Origin of the sequence: Streptomyces sp. NPDC047130, from assembly GCF_040643475.1 — a bacterium.
GTDB lineage: Bacteria > Actinomycetota > Actinomycetes > Streptomycetales > Streptomycetaceae > Streptomyces.
Genome location: NZ_JBEYUK010000011.1, coordinates 112696 through 129938, shown reverse-complemented (window position 1 = coordinate 129938; position 17243 = coordinate 112696). Strand labels below are relative to the sequence as shown.

Annotated in this window: 17 protein-coding genes, 1 tRNA gene, 3 pseudogenes and 1 riboswitch; of the genes and pseudogenes, 8 read left to right on the top strand and 13 right to left on the bottom strand. The window is 69.5% G+C overall.

Annotated features, from left to right (window positions below; translation table 11 throughout):
* Nucleotides 1-118 precede the first annotated feature (118 nt).
* The 8 genes from ABZ836_RS16100 to ABZ836_RS16065 all read right to left on the bottom strand — a co-directional run bounded on the left by ABZ836_RS16100 (nt 119) and on the right by ABZ836_RS16065 (nt 6209).
* Nucleotides 119-1015 (bottom strand): ATP-binding cassette domain-containing protein, encoded by an 897-nt coding sequence (locus ABZ836_RS16100; protein WP_361142566.1) that lies wholly within the window; start codon nt 1013-1015, stop codon nt 119-121.
* On the bottom strand, nt 1012-1764 hold the full coding sequence (gene cbiQ / locus ABZ836_RS16095) for a cobalt ECF transporter T component CbiQ (protein ID WP_361142563.1): 753 nt from the start codon (nt 1762-1764) through the stop codon (nt 1012-1014). The genes ABZ836_RS16100 and cbiQ overlap by 4 nt, the downstream gene beginning before the upstream one ends.
* Before the next feature lie 5 nt (nt 1765-1769).
* The gene (locus ABZ836_RS16090) at nt 1770-2435 is read right to left on the bottom strand and encodes an energy-coupling factor ABC transporter substrate-binding protein (protein ID WP_361142560.1); all 666 of its coding nucleotides are present in this window, start codon (nt 2433-2435) and stop codon (nt 1770-1772) included.
* Nucleotides 2432-3130 (bottom strand): energy-coupling factor ABC transporter permease, encoded by a 699-nt coding sequence (locus ABZ836_RS16085; protein ID WP_361142557.1) that lies wholly within the window; start codon nt 3128-3130, stop codon nt 2432-2434. The genes ABZ836_RS16090 and ABZ836_RS16085 overlap by 4 nt, the downstream gene beginning before the upstream one ends.
* A 29-nt stretch (nt 3131-3159) precedes the next feature.
* A riboswitch (cobalamin riboswitch) is annotated at nt 3160-3346 on the bottom strand.
* A gap of 47 nt (nt 3347-3393) precedes the next feature.
* Complete coding sequence (locus ABZ836_RS16080) at nt 3394-3963, bottom strand: GNAT family N-acetyltransferase (protein ID WP_361142554.1); 570 nt, start codon at nt 3961-3963, stop codon at nt 3394-3396.
* 289 nt (nt 3964-4252) lie between these two features.
* Nucleotides 4253-5002, bottom strand: a complete 750-nt coding sequence (locus ABZ836_RS16075; RefSeq protein ID WP_356136786.1) for a response regulator transcription factor — start codon at nt 5000-5002, stop codon at nt 4253-4255.
* Between the two features lie 143 nt (nt 5003-5145).
* Nucleotides 5146-5337 carry a DUF397 domain-containing protein gene (locus tag ABZ836_RS16070; RefSeq protein WP_361142551.1) on the bottom strand — a complete coding sequence of 64 codons (192 nt, stop codon included), beginning with the start codon at nt 5335-5337 and terminating at the stop codon, nt 5146-5148.
* Nucleotides 5334-6209: a helix-turn-helix transcriptional regulator gene (locus tag ABZ836_RS16065; protein ID WP_361142549.1), complete on the bottom strand. Its 876-nt coding sequence runs from the start codon at nt 6207-6209 to the stop codon at nt 5334-5336. Before ABZ836_RS16065 ends, ABZ836_RS16070 begins: the two co-directional genes overlap by 4 nt.
* A gap of 152 nt (nt 6210-6361) precedes the next feature.
* Between ABZ836_RS16065 and ABZ836_RS16060 the strand changes: the two genes are divergently transcribed.
* The gene (locus tag ABZ836_RS16060; protein WP_361142546.1) at nt 6362-6820 is read left to right on the top strand and encodes an ATP-binding protein; all 459 of its coding nucleotides are present in this window, start codon (nt 6362-6364) and stop codon (nt 6818-6820) included.
* Between the two features lie 181 nt (nt 6821-7001).
* Here ABZ836_RS16060 and ABZ836_RS16055 read toward each other — a convergent pair whose 3' ends face one another.
* Complete coding sequence (locus ABZ836_RS16055) at nt 7002-7412, bottom strand: RidA family protein (RefSeq protein ID WP_356136791.1); 411 nt, start codon at nt 7410-7412, stop codon at nt 7002-7004.
* 76 nt (nt 7413-7488) lie between these two features.
* On the opposite strand from ABZ836_RS16055, the gene ABZ836_RS16050 reads away from it, so the two are divergent.
* The 4 genes from ABZ836_RS16050 (at nt 7489) to ABZ836_RS16035 (ending at nt 11988) form a co-directional block, all read left to right on the top strand.
* Nucleotides 7489-7863, top strand: a complete 375-nt coding sequence (locus ABZ836_RS16050; RefSeq protein ID WP_356136793.1) for a helix-turn-helix domain-containing protein — start codon at nt 7489-7491, stop codon at nt 7861-7863.
* A 175-nt stretch (nt 7864-8038) separates the two neighbouring features.
* Nucleotides 8039-8584 (top strand): flavoprotein, encoded by a 546-nt coding sequence (locus ABZ836_RS16045; RefSeq protein WP_361142543.1) that lies wholly within the window; start codon nt 8039-8041, stop codon nt 8582-8584.
* Between the two features lie 1645 nt (nt 8585-10229).
* Complete coding sequence (locus ABZ836_RS16040; protein WP_361142540.1) at nt 10230-11333, top strand: DUF262 domain-containing protein; 1104 nt, start codon at nt 10230-10232, stop codon at nt 11331-11333.
* Nucleotides 11334-11346: 13 nt separating this feature from the next.
* A complete protein-coding gene (locus tag ABZ836_RS16035; protein ID WP_361142537.1) occupies nt 11347-11988 on the top strand; it encodes an MAE_28990/MAE_18760 family HEPN-like nuclease in 642 nt (213 codons plus the stop codon).
* Between the two features lie 403 nt (nt 11989-12391).
* Here ABZ836_RS16035 and ABZ836_RS16030 read toward each other — a convergent pair.
* Nucleotides 12392-12764, bottom strand: a pseudogene (locus ABZ836_RS16030) (hypothetical protein); the annotation flags it as partial.
* A 759-nt stretch (nt 12765-13523) separates the two neighbouring features.
* On the opposite strand from ABZ836_RS16030, the pseudogene ABZ836_RS16025 reads away from it, so the two are divergent.
* Both ABZ836_RS16025 and ABZ836_RS16020 read left to right on the top strand, forming a co-directional pair.
* A pseudogene (locus ABZ836_RS16025) lies at nt 13524-13658 on the top strand (mobile element transfer protein); the annotation flags it as partial.
* Between the two features lie 3 nt (nt 13659-13661).
* A pseudogene (locus ABZ836_RS16020) lies at nt 13662-14433 on the top strand (site-specific integrase); the annotation flags it as partial.
* 83 nt (nt 14434-14516) lie between these two features.
* Here the strand turns inward: ABZ836_RS16020 and ABZ836_RS16015 are convergent.
* The 3 genes from ABZ836_RS16015 to ABZ836_RS16005 all read right to left on the bottom strand — a co-directional run bounded on the left by ABZ836_RS16015 (nt 14517) and on the right by ABZ836_RS16005 (nt 16649).
* Nucleotides 14517-14590, bottom strand: a tRNA-Pro gene (locus ABZ836_RS16015).
* Between the two features lie 35 nt (nt 14591-14625).
* The gene (locus tag ABZ836_RS16010; RefSeq protein WP_361142534.1) at nt 14626-15399 is read right to left on the bottom strand and encodes a Pr6Pr family membrane protein; all 774 of its coding nucleotides are present in this window, start codon (nt 15397-15399) and stop codon (nt 14626-14628) included.
* 314 nt (nt 15400-15713) lie between these two features.
* Entirely contained in the window at nt 15714-16649 is a 936-nt protein-coding gene (locus tag ABZ836_RS16005; RefSeq protein ID WP_361142670.1) for a metallophosphoesterase, read from the bottom strand.
* Nucleotides 16650-16727: 78 nt separating this feature from the next.
* On the opposite strand from ABZ836_RS16005, the gene ABZ836_RS16000 reads away from it, so the two are divergent.
* Nucleotides 16728-17192 carry a GatB/YqeY domain-containing protein gene (locus ABZ836_RS16000; RefSeq protein ID WP_356136828.1) on the top strand — a complete coding sequence of 155 codons (465 nt, stop codon included), beginning with the start codon at nt 16728-16730 and terminating at the stop codon, nt 17190-17192.
* The last annotated feature ends 51 nt before the right edge of the window (nt 17193-17243 follow it).

The following is a 17243-nucleotide window of genomic DNA, read 5'->3' as shown; positions in this document are numbered from 1 at the left end:
CACGGTGCGCCGGACGGCGCCCCTGGCCCGGCGGCGGCCTCACGCGGCGCCCGGCGCGGTGGCGGGCCCGGGCGGCGGTGACGGTGGCGCGTGGGGGCACCGTCCCGCGTCGGCCGTGTCACAGCTCGCCGTCCGCCACCCACCGCGCGAGTTCCTCCGCCGTGCGCGGCACCGGCACCGGCCACGGCGCCGCACGCGCCCCGCGCGCGTCCCGCAGCGCCGCGCCGACCGCCACCCCCCACGGCAGCCGCAGTCCCGCCTCGCGCAGCACCTCCGCCCGCGCCAGCAGTTCCCCGGCCGCCCCCGCCCGTGGCCCGGACGGCGTCAGCAGGGCCACGTCGTCCGCCCAGCGCAGCGCCAGGTCCACGTCGTGGGTGGCCATCAGCACCGTGGTCCCCGCGTCCCGCAGCCGCTCCAGCGTGCCCAGCAGCCGTTCCTGCCCCTCGGGGTCGAGCCCCGCCGTCGGCTCGTCGAGGACCAGGACCCGCGGCCGCATGGCGACCGCCCCGGCGATCGCCGCCCGCTTGCGCTGCCCGTAGGAGAGGAGATGGGTGGGCCGGTCGGCCAGCGCCGTGATGTCGAGCGCCGCCAGCGCCTCCTCGACCCGCCCCCGGACCTCCTCCTCCGGCAGCCCCAGGTTCAGCGGCCCGAACGACACGTCCTGCGCGACCGAGGCCGCGAACAACTGGTCGTCCGGGTCCTGCACCACCAGCTGCACGGTGGTCCGCAGCCGCGTCAGTCCCGCCCGGTCGTACGACACGGGCCGGCCCTCCAGCTCCACCCGCCCGGACAGCGGCCGCAGCCCGCCGCCCAGCAGCCGCATCAGGGTGGTCTTGCCGCTGCCGTTGCGTCCGAGCAGGGCCAGCGCCCGCCCCTCGCGGACCTCCAGGTCGAGGCCGTCGAGGACCGGCGGCCCGTCCTCGTACCGGAAGGACACACCCCGCAGGGCGACCGGCGGCGGCGGCGAGGGCGGCGGCGACGAGGGGGGTGGTGGTGGCGACGGTGGACGGCTCATCCGAGGGGTCCTTCCAGTACGGCGCTGAGGACGGCGATCCCCGCCAGCAGCGCGAGACTCGCGAGGGTGAACGCCGCGGAGACCCGGGTGGACGGCACCAGCACCCGCAGGGTCCCGTCGTAGCCCCGCCCCGCGAGCCCGTCCTGCAGGCGCCCCGCCCGGTCGAAGGCCCGGACGAACGCGATGGCCCCGAGCCCGCCCAGCGACCGCCAGGTCGCCGCCCGGGTGGTGTGCCCGAGCCGCGCGGCCTGCGCCTGCCGTACCCGCCGCACCGACTCCAGCAGCAGGAACGTCATCCGGTAGGTGACCAGCGCGACGTCCACCACCGCCGGCGGGACCCCGGCCCGCACCAGGCGGGGGAGCAGGTCCGACATCGGCGTGGTGAAGGCGAAGAGCAGGACCCCCAGCGAGGCCGCCGAGCTCCGCAGGAGCAGTTCCCCGGCGCGCACCGGCCCGTCGGGGGCGAGCCCCACCAGCGGGCCGTGCGGACCGCCGACCCGCACCAGCAGCGTCGCCGCGCCCGTGAGGCAGAACCCCAGCGGCACCCGGTACGCCCGCCACAGGCGCCCGGCCGGCACCCGCGCCGGCCCCAGCAGCAGCACCAGCGCTGCCGCCAGGACCAGCGCCGCGCCCGGCCAGGGCGGCAGCGAGACGGCCAGCACGGTCAGCCCGAACCCGAGCACCGCCTTGTCCACGGGATGACGGCGGCGCCAGCGACTGCCGTGCGCCGCCGTGTCGATCGACAGCACCGGCGTCAGACCCGTCCGGAGCCCGGCGCGTCCCCGCGCCCCTCGTCCACGGCCCCGTCCGCGCCCTCGGCCCCCGACCCGGTCACCGAACCGGCAGCCGAACCGGCCCCCGACCCGGCCCCCGACCCGGTCACCGAACCGGCAGCCGACCCGGCCCCCGAACCGGTCACCGACCCGGTGGCGGACCCGGCCCCCGACCCGGCAGCCGAACCGGCGGCGGACCAGGCCCCCGACCCTGCAGCCGATCCGGTCACCGAACGGGCAGTCGATCCGGCGGCGGACCCGGCGGCCGACCCGGCGGCGGGCCCGGTCACCGACCCGGCGGCGGACCGGGCGGCGGACCCGGCGGCCGTCCCCAGGGCCGCCACCGCCCTGGCCTCGCCCTGGCGCCGTCCCCGCCACAGCCCCAGGCAGTAGGCGACCACTCCCGCGCCCACCGCCGCCTGCAGGGCGAACAGACCCGACTCGATCTCGCCCGACGGCGGCTCGTAGACCGGGGAGAACCACGGCCGGTAGTCCGGGTCGATCTCCTGGATCGCCACCTCCGCCTCGGCGTCCGCACCGGCGAACGGCTCCTCCTTGTGGTCCCCCAGCCCGAACGCCACCGGCAGCACGGCCAGCAGGACGACGCCCAGCACCAGCAGCAGGTTGATCCGCGCGTTCCGGCTCATCGGGCCACCGCCTCGGCGTCGGCCTTGCCGCGGGTGCCCGGACGCAGCCCCAGCCGCGCCAGTTGCCCGCCGTTGGACTGCGCCAGCAGCCGGACGACCAGCACCGTGAGCAGCCCTTCGCCGACCGCGAGCGGGATCTGCGTCACCGCGAAGATCGAGCCGAACTTGCCCAGCGCGCCCGCGAATCCGCTCGCCGGGTCCGGGAACGCCAGCGCCAACTGCACGCTGGTCACGCAGTAGGTGCTCAGGTCGGCGACGAACGCGGCGCAGAACACCGCGACTTCGAGCCCCGCCCCGCACCGCCGGGCGAGCAGGTACGCCCCGTACCCGGCCCAGGGGCCGACCACGGCCATGGAGAAGACGTTGGCCCCGAGCGTGGTCAGCCCGCCGTGCGCGAGCAACAGGGCCTGGAACAGCAGGGTGACGGTGCCCAGCACCGCCACCACCGGGGGCCGGAACAGCACCGCCCCCAGCCCGCTCCCGGTGGGGTGCGAGCAACTACCGGTCACGGACGGCAACTTGAGCGCCGACAGAGCGAACATGAAGGCACCCGAGGCTCCCAGCAGGAGCGTGCTCTCGGGATGCTCCCTCACCTCACGGGTGAGTCGGCGTACTCCGTGGACGACGAACGGCGCGGACGCGGCGCCCCAGGCGACCGCGTGCACGGGAGGAAGGAACCCCTCGGCTATGTGCATGGCTCAGCAGACCCTCTCCAGCACCTCGTGGATGGACGACGCGCCTTGGCCGGTCTCCTGGCTGACGGGTACCACACGCCCGTGCTCCGCCTTCCCGGGTCCGTGAGGACCCAGTGGCTGCCCGCGAGGGCCGGAGCCGGACTTCCCGATCACAGTGGCGAGGGCCGCACCGGCATCACACCGGATTTCCCGTTCACCAAGGCGTTGTGACAGTAATGGGGCAGCCGCCCACTGACAAGCGAGCCTCCCGCCGCTCCGCCGGGTCAGGGACGGTCCAGCGCCCAGGTCTGCAGGACGTACGGCCGCCCCTTCTCCTCCCCGGTGATCAGCGGGACGTCCAGCCGCCGGAACCCCGCCCTGGTGGCGACGGCGACGCTGGCCGCGTTCTCCGCCTCCAGCTCGAGGATCACCTGCCGCGCTCCCAGCTCCTCGAAGGCGTACGAGGCCATCACCCGCACCGCGCGGGCCGCGAGCCCCCGGCCCCGGTGCGCGGGCCCCACCGCGTACCCGATCTCCGTCCCCTCCGGCGACCGCCGCAGCATCACCTCGCCGAGCGGTGCCCCGCCGTCCACCGTGACGGCGAGCAGCACGGCCGTCCCCTCCGCCCGCAACTGCCGCGTGCGCACCAGCCGTTGCCGGCCCGCCTCCTCGTCGAAGGGGGAGACGATGGGCGTCCAGTAGGCGATGTCGGGGTGGTCGAACAGGGCCGGCATGGCGGCCACGTCGTCCTCCGTCCAGTCACGGAGGACGAGACCCTCCCCGCGCAGCTCCATCCGCTCCGGGAACGCGGGCTGCTCGGGCCGTTCGGGCTGCTCGGGCGGTGCATCGGTCATGGCAGGGCCTCCAGGCGACGGGCGACGGGCGACGGGCGACGGGTACGAACGCGCATCCTGTCTCCCACCACCCGCCCCTGTCAGCCGCTTTTCCGCCCCGCTGCCACGGCCGCCGCCCCGGCGGCACCGGCCCACCGCCCGCCCGCACGGGCGCCGCACTCCTTCGCACCCTCCGACGCCAGGCACATCCGCCGCCCCCGCACCCCCGGGAGTCCGCCGTCCGCCCCGCCCTGTCCCCCGGCGGGGGGCCCTGCCGGCTCCGCAGGGGCCCCGAGCGGCCCTGCGGCCCTCAGGGCTCGAACCGGTAGCCCATGCCCGGCTCGGTGATCAGGTGGCGGGGGTGCGAGGGGTCCGCCTCCAGCTTGCGGCGCAGTTGGGCCATGTAGACGCGCAGGTAGTTGGTCTTGTTGCTCTGGTAGGCGCCCCACACCTCGTGCAGCAACTGCTTCTGCCCGACGAGCCGGCCGGGGTGGCTGAGCAGGATCTCCAGCAGGTGCCACTCGGTGGGCGTCAGGCGCACCTCCTGCCCCTCGCGGGTCGCCCTCTTCGCCACCAGGTCGACGGTGAACGAGGCGGTCTCCACCACGCTGGTCTCCGTGGCCGACGACACCGCCCGGGTGCGCCGCACCGCCGCCCGCAGCCTCGCCAGCAGCTCGTTCATGCTGAACGGCTTGGTCACGTAGTCGTCCGCCCCGGCGTCCAGCGCGGCGACCTTCTCGTCGGAGCCCTGGCGCGCCGACAGCACCAGGATCGGCACCCTGGTCCAGCCGCGCAGACCCCCGGTGACCTCGACGCCGTCCATGTCGGGCAGCCCCAGGTCCAGCAGGACCACGTCCGGCCGCCGCGCGGCGGCCAGCCGCAGGGCGGTGAACCCGTCGGGCGCCGCGTCCACCCGGTACCCCCGCGCCCGCAGGTTCAGCACGAGCGCACGGGCGAGCTGCGGGTCGTCCTCCACCACCAGCACCCGTGTCGCCGCGGGGCCCCTGTCCCCGCAGCCGCGGTCGGCCGCCACCGGTGCGTCGACGGTCGGGGAAGGCATGGCGGCTCCTGCACGAGGGTCGGAAGAACCTGACCTCCCCAGGAAACGCGCAGTTCAGCGGGTCATCGTACTTTTTGACGCCTTCCATACGACCCCACCGCCGAACTTTGACGCCTCCCTGACGCCGCCACAGATGCCCGGACTCAGCAGGCGGTGTCGGCGGTGTGCGCGGTGAACGCCGCCCAGGCGGCGGGGGCCACGAGCAGGGGCTGGATCCGGGTGTCCTTGGAGTCGCGCACGTGCACAGCCTGCTGGGTCAGGGCCACCTCGACGCAGTTGCCACCGCCGCCGCCGCTGTAGCTGCTCTTGAACCAGACGAGTTCGGTGGTGCTCATAGCGCTCCTCGCATTTGCTCCAGCAGGCTCGCGGTGGCCGTGCGGCTGAGAGCCTGCGAGCGCATCTTTCCATAGCGGCGGAGCATCGCACTGACGAGTCTCGGGTCGGTGACGAGAGCGCTGGTGTCGTGCGCTTCGACGTACCCCACCCACTTGTTGTCCTGGGTTTCCGCCAGGTACTGCGGTCCCTCGAACCCTGAGTGGTCCTCCTGGCACAGCGGCATGACCAGGATCTCCACGTTGCGGCGCTGTCCCTGTTCCAGCAGGTTGTCGACAAGCACGCGAGTGACCTCACCACCTCCCAGTCGGCGTTGCAACAGGGCCTCTTCGATCACGAACGAGAACTCGGTGTTGGGGCGCTCAGCCAGCAGGCGCTGACGTTCCAGGCGAGCCGCAACCTGACGCTCGAACTGTTCCTCGCAGAGGTGCGGCAACCTGCGCTCGAAGATGGCCCGGATGTACGGTTCCGGCTGTAGCAAACCCGGGATGGCGCAGGCCTCGTACGCATACAGAGACACCGCCTCCTCCTCGATGCCCGCCCACTGGCGGAACCAGGACGCCAGCCCCGCCCTCCGCGTGAGGCTCCGCGCCGCGGCGCCCAGCACCTTGGCCGCGGCGGCCCCGAGCGACGGTTCCGCCCGTGCGGGCAGGTCGCTCGGCGGGAACCTCTTCCCCTGCTCGATCTTGGCGACGTAGGCCGTGGAGTACTGCACCCGGTGGGCGAACTCCTCCTGGGTGAGCCGAGCCTGCTCCCGCAGGGCCTTCAGAACCGCCCCGAAGGTCTTGAGGCTGTCGGACAGGTCGTGCTCCCCGTTCGAGCCACCACCCGCCCCGGTCCCGGCACCGCCTCCGCCGCCGTTGTCCGTAGCCATGCAGCCGCCCGCCTCCCTGTACCGTCGCACACCGAACCCCGCCCAGAGTCACGTAACGTGACCCACCCGGTCCACCGGGTGAACCAGTACAGGCGAATCTGTATCGGCGTCGGTCCTGTTGACGAGGCGCGGACGGCGGGACCGTGGGCCGCATGCCGATGCCACAGACCCAAGCCGACGTCACCGTGCGTACGTTCGATCAACGGTTCTCCGCGACCCGCCGTGGCGCGCGCCTCGCCCGCCGTCTCGCCGCGCACCAACTGGACGTGTGGGGCGTGCCCCGCGGCACGCCGGCGTCGGACGCCATCGTGCTGATCGTCGCGGAGCTGAGCGCCAACGCCGTTCTGCACGGACGCGTACCGGGGCGTGATTTCGCGCTGCGGCTCGTCCACGGCCCGGCGGCCGGGCTGGTGCGCGTCGAGGTGTCCGACACGCATCCCGCCCAGCCGGTGGCCCTGGTCCCGGCCGCCGACGCGGACGGGGGCCGGGGCCTGCTCCTGGTCGCCGCCCTGGCCTCGCGCTGGGGCGTGGCGGAGCGCACCGGGCCGGGGAAGACCGTGTGGGCGGAGGTCGACCTGGCGGGAACGGGACCCTCCCCGGTCCCCTCGTGACCGCGCGGCCATCCGTCACCCCTCGCCCGGCCGCCCCCTCTGGCAAGCGGGATGCCCTGTCACCCCAGAAGGGGGGCGGAAGCGCCGGGCGAGGCTCCGGGTACGACCACCAGGTCGGTGCACCGGAGGTCGGCGCCCCCTCGGCCCGTGACGTCACGGCTGAGCCGCATCGCCTGGAGGATCAGTCGATGAGCGCGGTCGCTTCGACCTCGACGAGTACATCCGGTTCGAAGAGGTGCTCGACACCGATGAGGGAGGCGGGCGGCATCGGAAGCCGGAGCCCGATCTCGTCGGCGACCGCCTCCACCCCGCGCATGAAGTCGCTGATCTTCTCAGGGCTCCACCGGGTCACGTAGAACGTCAGGCGCAGCACGTCCGCGAAGGACGCGCCCGCGCCCGCCAGCCCGAGGGAGGTGTTGCGCAGCGCCTGGGTCACCTGCCCGGCCAGATCACCCGGCGCGACCGGAGTCCCGTCGGCCTGGCGCGCGATCTGCCCGCTGACGTGGACGTGCCTCGTCCCGGTGCCCACGGCGACGTGGTGATACGGGGCCGGTTGCAACATCCCTGCGGGCGTGAAGTGCTGAACAGTCATGCTCTTCCCTTCTCCTACTAAGTATCCTCAAGCTACTTAGTAGGAGAAGGACACTTCAACGAGACCAGGTTTCACCATGGATACCGAGGGCGAACTCCGCATCGACGCCCCGCACCGCGAACTGCTCGACCAGATCCTCGACAAGTGGTCGCTCAGCGTCCTCAACGAACTCTGCGAACGCCCGTGCCGCTTCAACGAACTGCGCCGGGCCATCCCCCGGGTCACGCAGAAATCGCTCACCGCGACACTCCGGCGACTCGAGCGCAACGGCGTGATCGAGCGCGAGCTGGTCTCCACCCGCCCCGTGGCGGTCATGTACCGGATCACGCCCCTCGGCAAGACCCTCCGGCACCCCGTGGACGTCCTGCTGGCGTGGGCCTCACAGAACATGCCCGCGATCGAACGCGCACGCGAAGACTTCGACACGAGGGAAGAAGAAGCCCACCTCTGACCGGCGGCACGGTCGAGCGCCGCCACCTCCTCATGCGCCGCCAGATCCCCGTCCCCGACCGCCGAGCGGCCCTGCGGAAATCGAGGCCGCCCGCGCCTACTACCAGCAGGGCCGCCTGGCCGAGGGCCACCGGGCCCGAACTCCACCGCTTCAGCCGTCGACTGGGAGTCCCCGCGTGACCGCAAAGCATCCGTTCCTGTACGTCGTCGTCTGCGCCGCCGGTATCGCGGGCGACGTCCACAAGCTGGTCAGCGCCGCGCAGAAGCGAGGGTGGGGCGTCGGCGTCATAGCCACGCCCCAAGGGCTCGGCTTCCTCGATGCCGAGGCGATCGAGGCCCGGACCGGCTACCCGATCCGCTCAGCCTGGCGCAGCCCCGGTGACCCGCGCCCGCTCCCGCCTGCCGACGCGATCGCCGTCGCGCCGGCGACGTTCAACACGGTCAACAAGTGGGCGGCCGGCATTGCCGACACCCTCGCCCTGGGCATCCTGTGCGAGGCGTACGGGCTGGGTACACCGACCGCTGTCCTGCCGTACGTGAACGCTGCCATGGCCGCCCACCCGGCGTACGGCCGGAGCCTGGAACAGCTGCGGGAGATGGGGGTGCTGGTCGGGACGTACGAGCCGCACCGTCCGAAGGCAGGCGGGGGAGCGGACCGCTTCCGGTGGGAGGAAGCACTGGAACTGCTGGCTCCCGCGTTGGTGCGAAGAGGGGCCGACTGAGGTTGGCGGTGGAGGCGCCAGGTGGGGGCTTGGCTGAGGCCGGTGGCGGTGTTGAGTTCCGGGGCCGCATCTCGCTGAAGCGACTCGGCGGGCCGGGTTCCACACTGCTGGGGCACGACCGGCGGCTCCGCGGCCGCCGCGCGGTAGGCGCGGCGCAGGTGCGGTGCCGGTGCTGAGTGGCCTCCAACACAGACCAGGCCCGGTGCTGATCTCTCAGCACCGGGCCTGATCTGGTGCTTCGGCTGTCGGGGTGGCGGGATTTGAACCCACGACCTCTTCGTCCCGAAGCAACTCGGGCGGACGTCTGGCCTTGGGCTGGCGTGGCACTCACCTGCACTGACGGTCCGTAGACGTTCGTGCTCGTCTGCCGAAGTTCGTCAGCGTTGTCACGCAGTTACAGTAGGCACTCACCGCGCAACTCTGACTCACTTCTTGCGGCGCTTGCTCGCCCTCTTCTGCAGCTCAGCTTGGCCACGCTTCGTCCAGTCACCTTGGTGGCGGTAACAACGCGAGGTGCCCTTCATCGTCTTGTTGCGGCAGCTGCCTCGATCCGTCGGCCAACCACACTTGCCCTGCTTCCACTCACCCACGGTCCTTACCCCTCCCACTGGTCCGCCTTGGGTTCGGGAATTCAGTCTGGAGCACCTTGCCTACGCAGGGCAGGGCGCATGGCCGATGGCATCAGGGGATCCGGGCGCACACCGGTCAGTACGTCGAACCTCACGGGTCTGCCACTGACCACCCCTATAGGAGAGAGGTTGGGGGATGTACGGGCTGAGTTGTGACTTTGCTGGCCGTGTAAGCGCGCGGCTACTCGACCAGTGAGCACCGGTGTTGATCCTGAATGACCCTTGTATCTGCCACGGTTGTGGCACGAACCTCAGCCGATGACAGTCAGCCACGATGGCGGGTGAGCCGACCGACCAGGCCCGCGTGTGCCTCGCCGCACCCTCACCGGCCTCGGCCACGCTGCCCTGGAGTCGACCTGAGCCATGACGGCCAGCACGTGATGTCGTTGCCTGAGCCCTCAGCCTGGGAAGCTGCGGGCATCTGGCGTCTTTACGGGCGCTGACCTGCGCGAACATTCATTGTGAGGCATGGCCGGGCCAGACCGTCTCACTGTGGTTCCCTGCGGCTCCCCGCTCGATCTGGTGCGGTTGTGGAACCGTGTGGCGTCGGGGGTTCTACTCGCGAGGCGCGTGTGGGGTGGCGAGCTGGGTGCGGCAGCGTTCACCTGGGTCATGGACGGCTGACCGCTGGAGCATGCGGACGGCTCCGGGCCCCACCCGAACGGTTGTGCACAGCGCTGAATGAGAAGGAAACTGAGAGGGCGCACGGCAGCAGGAGTTCGATCAGCTCTTGTGCCGGCCGTCGTGCTTGCCTCCCTACGGGACTGTCCCTCACCCCGCTTCCATCAACCTCCGTCACGCCGCCAACCGCCGTCGACCAGAGCAAGCCACAACGGTAGACCAGTGAGGCTCAGGCACGCTCCCACTCCCAAAGCCATCGCTTGGCCCATGACACCTGGCCCGGATCAACGACCGGCCCGGCGAGTCAAGATCACTCCGACTTGAGTACGAAGACAGAGACAGGCAGCTTTGGCAACTCCTGCCCGTATGAAACGGACGACTGCTATTCTTCATGCATGACTCTAGAGGAACAAATCAGCGGTTATCGTCGGCAAATCGCCACTGATTCTTACCCGATGTCGATCGGAGAGCTTTCCAATCTTTATCGTGACGGCGAGATCGATATTCATCCTGAGTTCCAAAGGATTTTTAGGTGGGAAGAAAGCCAGAAGAGTCGGCTGATTGAGAGCATTCTCCTGGGAATCCCGCTTCCTAGCGTGTTCGTGGCACAGAATGAAAATGGTGTTTGGGACGTAGTCGATGGCGTGCAACGCCTTTCGGCAATCTTCCAGTTCATGGGCATTTTGAAGGACGAGGAAGGCGTACGGTATAAGCCGCTTGTCTGCTCAACTGCGCCTTTCTTGACTCTACTGGACGGCTGCTCTTACGAACCCGTAGAGGGAGCACAGCGATCGCTTGATTCAACTCAGCGCTTGGATTTCAAGCGCGCTCGCGTGGATATGAAAATCATCAAGAGGGAAAGCGACAATAGGGCGAAATATGACCTGTTCCAGCGACTTAATTCATTCGGCTCGGTCGCCACTCCGCAGGAGCTTCGTAACTGTCTGCTCGTCAGTATGAGCAAGTCCCACTTTGAATGGCTCACCGAAGTTTCACAGATCCCTGCTTTCCTAGAGGCATTGGAGCTTCCTGATCGGCTCGTTGATGAGCGCTATCATATGGAGTTGGCTCTACGATTCGTATTTCTCCGCAACCTTGCAGAATCGGAAATTGCGTCGATTGGTAACATTGGTGACTTTCTTACCTCCGAGCTCGTCGCTTTCGCCGAATATGACACTGCACGCCTCGAGGCGGAGAGTGCCATCTTCAGGAAGGTGTTCGAGGTGATTGTGGCGGCTGGTGGAGGAGAAGTTCTGCGGCGGTGGAACCCCGAAAAGGGGCGTGCGGAAGGCCCGTTCTCCTTGACGGCGTTCGAAGCAATCACGTTGGGCATGGGTTACCACCTTCCGCGGATCGAAGCAGATCCTTCCGAAGTGCGGAGTAAGCGTGTGGAGCTTTGGATGGACCCTGCCTTCTCGGCCCGCCACGCGACTGGCGTACGCGCCGATCAGCGAATGAAAAAGACAATTCCATTCGGTCGTCGGCTTTTCGCGCGCTGAACGGAGAGCCCTCGTGGATCTGCAAAAGTTCGGCGAAAAGGTGCAAAAGGATCTAGCTCACCGAAAGCTGGAACTATCTCGGCTTACTGTAGCGATCCAAACTCCCTTCACTGACCAATCGCAGAAGAAACTGATGTGTCGAGCGACGGTCGTTTTCACTTACGCTCATTGGGAAGGGTTTGTTAAAAGCGCGAGCGCGTTCTACATCAGGCATATCAACGGGCAGCGAATTCCGGTCCATAATCTTAGAAACTGCTTTCAGGCTGCCTACGTGGCGAGTCACTTCAAACGCGCCCAGAATAGTTCCAAAATCAGTTTCTTGGAAGAGGTGTTGACGTCGATCGACGCGGACCGAAATGGGATATTTTCGATAGCCCCGGATAAATACATAGACACGGAGAGCAACCTCTCGTCGACGGTATTTAAGTCGCTCGTTACTGGGTTGGGTCTTCCATATTTGGGTGCATATTCAACTCGCCAGGCATTTATCGACGAGAAGCTCGTGTGCGGGCGTAATCAGGTAGCGCATGGTGAGTTGACTGTCTTCACTGAGACAGATGCTGCTGAGAGGCTAAGTTCCGTTCGGGACCTCCTGGATCTTTATGCCAACCAGCTACTTGATGCCGCCCGGGACAAAACGTACTTGGCCTCTTAATTTGCAAAAGTTATCGACTAGAGAAATTGCATTGCTCCCGTTGCGGCTTGATGTTGCACAGCGGTTGGCGTAGCGACTTTGGGCTGGAGCTGCTTTGGCGCGAGTGATCATGACCCCGTTAAGATTCCGGCGCGTCGGGCAGGTAATGGACCTGCCCGGTAAAGCACGACGTTGGGGTCATGATCTGCGAGGCTCGGGTCAACTTGGCTGCCTAAAAGCCGCGAAGCCGATCGCCCCAGCCGCGACGTAGCCTTCTCTGACATCAAGCGGCTGACTGCTCAGTGCGCGGTACGGGCGCCGGCCGGGTTGGAGCGGGTCGGAGGTAGGAGCGCAGGCCCGGCCGGGGCTGGGCCTCGCGCGGTGAGCGGAGCGAGCTGCCTTGACCAGTGAGGTCAGTTGTAACTCAGTCTGTGGTGCCCGGCTGGAAGCTGTGTGCGCAGGCCGGGAGTTCAGCGTTCTGCCGGTGTGCGAGGGGCACGAAGAGGACGCCGCATTGTCCATGTGACGCGGATGTGAGCGTGCGTGATGGTCACGGTGCATGGCTCGGAGGGCAGGGGGCCCGTCGGGGTCTCGGCGCGTTGATCGTGCAGCCATGCCCATGCTTGGTCAGATGCGTCGGAGTCGAGAGCCGGTGAAGATGGTGCGCAGGGCGATGGCCACCCATCGGTTCGCCTGGGGCGCCGACTACGCGTCGAAGAGGCCAGGAGTGCCGGCCCCTGTGTGGTGGTGACGTCCTCGGTCCAGCATTCGCACCAGTAGCCGCGGGTAGGCCCGTTCCATAGGGCTGCTCCCGGGGTGGGAGACGAGGACGTAGCGGGTGCTCTTGTCGTACAGGGTGATCTGGTAGCCGATGCCTACAGTTAGGTAGGCGAGGGCTCGTTCGCGCTCTGCCTCGTCCGACAGCCATGTAGTCCGGGCTGCGAGTATGGGGCGTCGAGTTGGTTGGTGATGTGGCGCGTGCGCCCCTGTGACCAGTGCAGGGCCAGGCGCGGGCTGCTGGCCTCGTGTGCCGCCATGGGAATGGAGCACGCCTCGTTGAGGGGTAGGCGGCGGCCCTGCACTGGCACGGAAGAGGCTGCCTGCCGGGGTTCGGCGTTTCGGGGAGCGCGGATGTTCTCCCTGCCGGGTGGATTCGGGTGATGAGTTCCGCGGTGACCGTGTGGCCGCCGTGGCTGTCGTGGACGACGACCCGGTCGGCGAGTCGCGCTGACCACGGCACCCTCCTCGTCCACTCGTCGCCGACCATGCGCGACAAGGCCAGTGACACCGCGGGCAAGGAGGCATCCGAGGGCGTCGAGGACCAGGAGGACGCGCCCGATACCGCGCCGGAACCTCCGGCGCCTCTGGCAGTCGAGTCGGCACCGACCCCGGTTTCGGCCCCGCCGCCGGTCGCCACTCTCCGCCGCCTTGGTCGAGCACGCCCGCAAAGTTGCCGCCGAGCAGCACGCCCGCACCGGAACGGCCATCGACACCTCGACTCTGCGCGCCCGCCCATGGCCGACGCCATCGCCGCCCACCTCTGAAAGGAGGCCCACATGAGCGCCAAACGCCGCTTCCGCTCCGTTACCGGCATTGGCCCAGTCCAGGTCGGCACGTACTACGACGGCCGCGGCCGGGAGAAGCGCATCGCCGCCTGCACGGCCCCGCGCTGCGGCTTCTCCGCCGACTACGGCTGGCTGGCAGCCAAGGCGAAGACGCTCCGCACGCGCACTCTCCAGGCAATTCACTCGTGCCCCAACCGCGCGGTCAAGCGGGCCATGGCCCGGGACAAGGTGAAGCGGAACATCGTCGAGCTGTGCTCGTGCCCTGGGGCAAGCCGGGCGCCCTTCGAAGGCGCACACCTTCGCTCATGCCGGGGCCGTGCGCAAGGGGGCGAGGGAACCTCGGTGTACGCGTACATTGTCGTCGCCTTGCTGACCGGTGCCCGTACCGAGGAACTGCGGGCGCTCACCTGGGCCCACGTCTCCCTCAAGGGCAAGCCGGATGTTGACCCGCCGCAGCTTCCGCACATCGCGGTGTAGCGCTCGGTCCGGCGGGGCGGGGACACCAAGACCCGGAAGTGCCGGCGCACGCTCTTTCTGTCTGCGCGCTGCGTCGAAGCCCTTCGGCAACAGTTCGAAGCTCAGGGATGGGATCGGCTGGCGGCAGGCGAGAAGTGGGAGGAAAACGGGCTCGTCTCGCCAACGTCCGCCGTGCCTTCCGCCAGGCGCTCAAGGGCATCGACGGGATCAACGCTGACGAGTGGACGCCCCGGGAGCTCCGACACGGCTTTGTGTTCCTGCTGTCCGACCGTGGCGCACCGCATGGAAGTGATCTCCCAGCTCGTCGGGCACTCCCGGGACGGCCGCGACCGAGGAGGTCTACCGGAAGTCGATCCGGCCCGTGATCGACACCGGCGCCGTGGTCATGGACGGGATCTTCAGTGTTGATCAGCAGCGACCGTAGACACACGGGAAGCGGTAGTCACGCAGACCAAACAGGTGAGGCACCTACTGGAATCAGTAGGTGCCTCACCTGGTGTTTCTCTGTCGGGGTGGCGGGATTTGAACCCACGACCTCTTCGTCCCGAACGAAGCGCGCTGCCAAGCTGCGCTACACCCCGATCATCTCCGCGTTCCCGCGGCGACGACGTTTACTTTAGCCCACCGGTGGCCTGAGACGAAATCCGGTTTTCGGGCGGCTGCGGACGAACCCCGGGCACAGGCGGTCGACGCCGACCAGCAGGACGCCGAGCCCGTAGCAGGCGAGGATCAGGAGGAGGGCGTTCCCGACGGCGGAGAGGGTGCCGTCGTGGCCGGCGTCGAGGAACGGGAGCGGGGCGCGGCCGGGCGCGTCGGCCGGGAGCAGGGTGGTGCGGACCAGGACGAGGCCCGTGTAGGTGAGGGGGTAGAGCAGCCAGGCGGTGGCGTGGCGCAGCCGCAGGGTGCGTGGGGCGGTCAGCAGGAGCCAGTCCAGCAGCGCCGCGACCGGGGTGACCACGGTGAGCAGCAGGGCGGCGACGGTCGCCCAGGGGGCTTCGGGGCCCGGGTCGGAGAAGGAAGGGCGGCCGGGGATCGCGAAGGCGTGGACCAGGGCCGCGAGCAGGACGTACAGGAGCGCGGCCCCGGTGAGGGCGGGCCGCACCGGGCGACCGGCGCTCCAGGCGCGCTGGGCGGAGACGGCCAGGACGACGGCGAGCAGGACGTTGGCCTGCACGGTGAAGTGGGTGAGGGCCTGGAACGGGCGGCCCAGGACCAGGCAGATGGTCACACCGCCTGCCGCCGCCAAGGCGGTGAACAGACGGAACAGCGCCGTGAAGGGGCGACGTGAGGGGGGTATGACGGCTGTCGGCGGGACGTACGAGGGCGTCAGCCTGGCCCAGCCCGGCACCGCGGGGAGGCCCGGTATGTCCCTGGGAAGGGGAGCGGTCATGCCTTCACGCTAGGCAGAACGGGGCATACCGGGCGATTTAGCGCGGCTGAACGGGGGAATTCTGCGGGCGTTGCGGCAGGTGGGGGCGGCGGTCGGACCTTCTCGCCGGTCAGACCGCCGCCCGTCAGACCCGGCTGCTGCCGAGCAGGCCCGGCTGCCGGACAGGCCCGGCTGCCGAGCCGAGCCCGCTGCCGAGCAGAGCCCGCTGCCGAGCCGAGCCCGCTGCCGAGCAGAGCCCGCTGCCGAGCCGAGCCCGCTGCAGAGCCGAGCCCGCTGCCCGTCAGCCCCGGCTGCCGGGCAGATCCCCGCGCCGGTCAGACCGCCCAGTCCGTGCCGACCAGCGTCAGCAGCGTCGCCTCCGGCGGGCAGGCGAACCGGAACGGGGTGTACCGGTTGGCGCCGCAGCCCGCCGAGACGTGGAGGTAGGAGGTGTTGCCGTCGGCCGTGTGGGTGGACAGGCCCTTCACCCGGTCGGTGTCCAGGTCGCAGTTGGTCACCAGGGCGCCGTAGAAGGGGATGCAGAGCTGCCCGCCGTGCGTGTGCCCGGCGAGGATCAGCGGGTAGCCGTCGGCGGTGAACGCGTCCAGCGACCGCAGGTACGGGGCGTGCACGACGCCCAGGGCGAAGTCGCCGGCCCCGGACGGGCCGCCCGCGACCTCGTCGTAGCGGTCCCGCTTGATGTGCGGGTCGTCCAGCCCGGTCAGCTCCACCGACACGCCGTCGACCTTGAGGGTGCCGCGCGTGTTGGTGAGGTTCAGCCAGCCCGCGTCGTCGAACGCGTCCCGCAGCCCCTCCCAGGGGTTGTGGATCGCGCCGACCGCCGGCTCGTTGCCGTTCAGCCCGTGCTTGCCCTGCGCCTTCTCCACCAGGTAGCGGGCGGGGTTGCGCAGCTTCGGCCCGTAGTAGTCGTTGGAGCCGAAGACGTACGCCCCCGGGAACTCCATCAGCGGCTCCAGCGCGTCCAGCGTCTCCGGCACGCCCTCCGGGTCGGAGAGGTTGTCCCCGGTGTTGATGACGAAGTCGGGCCGCAGCCCGGCCAGCGAACGCAGCCACCGCTGCTTCTTGCGCTGCCCGCTCACCATGTGGATGTCGGAGACCTGCAGGACCCGCAGCGGTCGCATCCCGGGGGGCAGCACCGGAACGGTCACCCGTCGGAGCCGGAACGAACGGGACTCGAACCCGGCGGAGTAGACGAGACCGGCGGCGGCGACCGCCGTGATGCCGAGGGGGACCTTGTAGAGCGCGCGCATGCCGTCCATCGTGTCAGGGTGCCCGCTGGACCGTAAATCAAGGGGCGTTGGCTGCGACGCACCTGCGACAATCAAGCCATGACCACGCTCAAGTCGAAGCTGCAGGAAGACCTCAACGCGGCGATCAAGGGGCGCGACGAGCTGCGCTCCTCGACGCTCCGGCTCACCCTCACCGCGATCACCAAGGAGGAGGTCTCGGGTACGGAGAAGCGCGAGCTCTCCGACGACGAGATCCTCAAGGTGATCACCCGCGAAGCGAAGAAGCGCCGGGAGGCCGCGGAGGCGTTCGCCCAGGGCGGGCGGGCGGAGAGCGCCGAGCGGGAGAAGGCCGAGGGTGAGGTGCTCGCGGAGTACCTGCCCCAGCAGCTGGGCGACGACGAGCTGAACGAGCTGGTGGACCAGGCCGTCGAGGAGGCCCGCGCGGCCGGCGCCGAGGGGCCGAAGGCCATGGGGCAGGTCATGAAGATCGTGAACCCGAAGGTGGCCGGGCGGGCGGAGGGCGGCCGGGTGGCCGCCGCCGTGAAGCGGCGCCTGCTGGGCTGACACGGCTCCCGTCGCTCGGATGACAGCCCCTGGGGTGCCCAGGTGACTGCC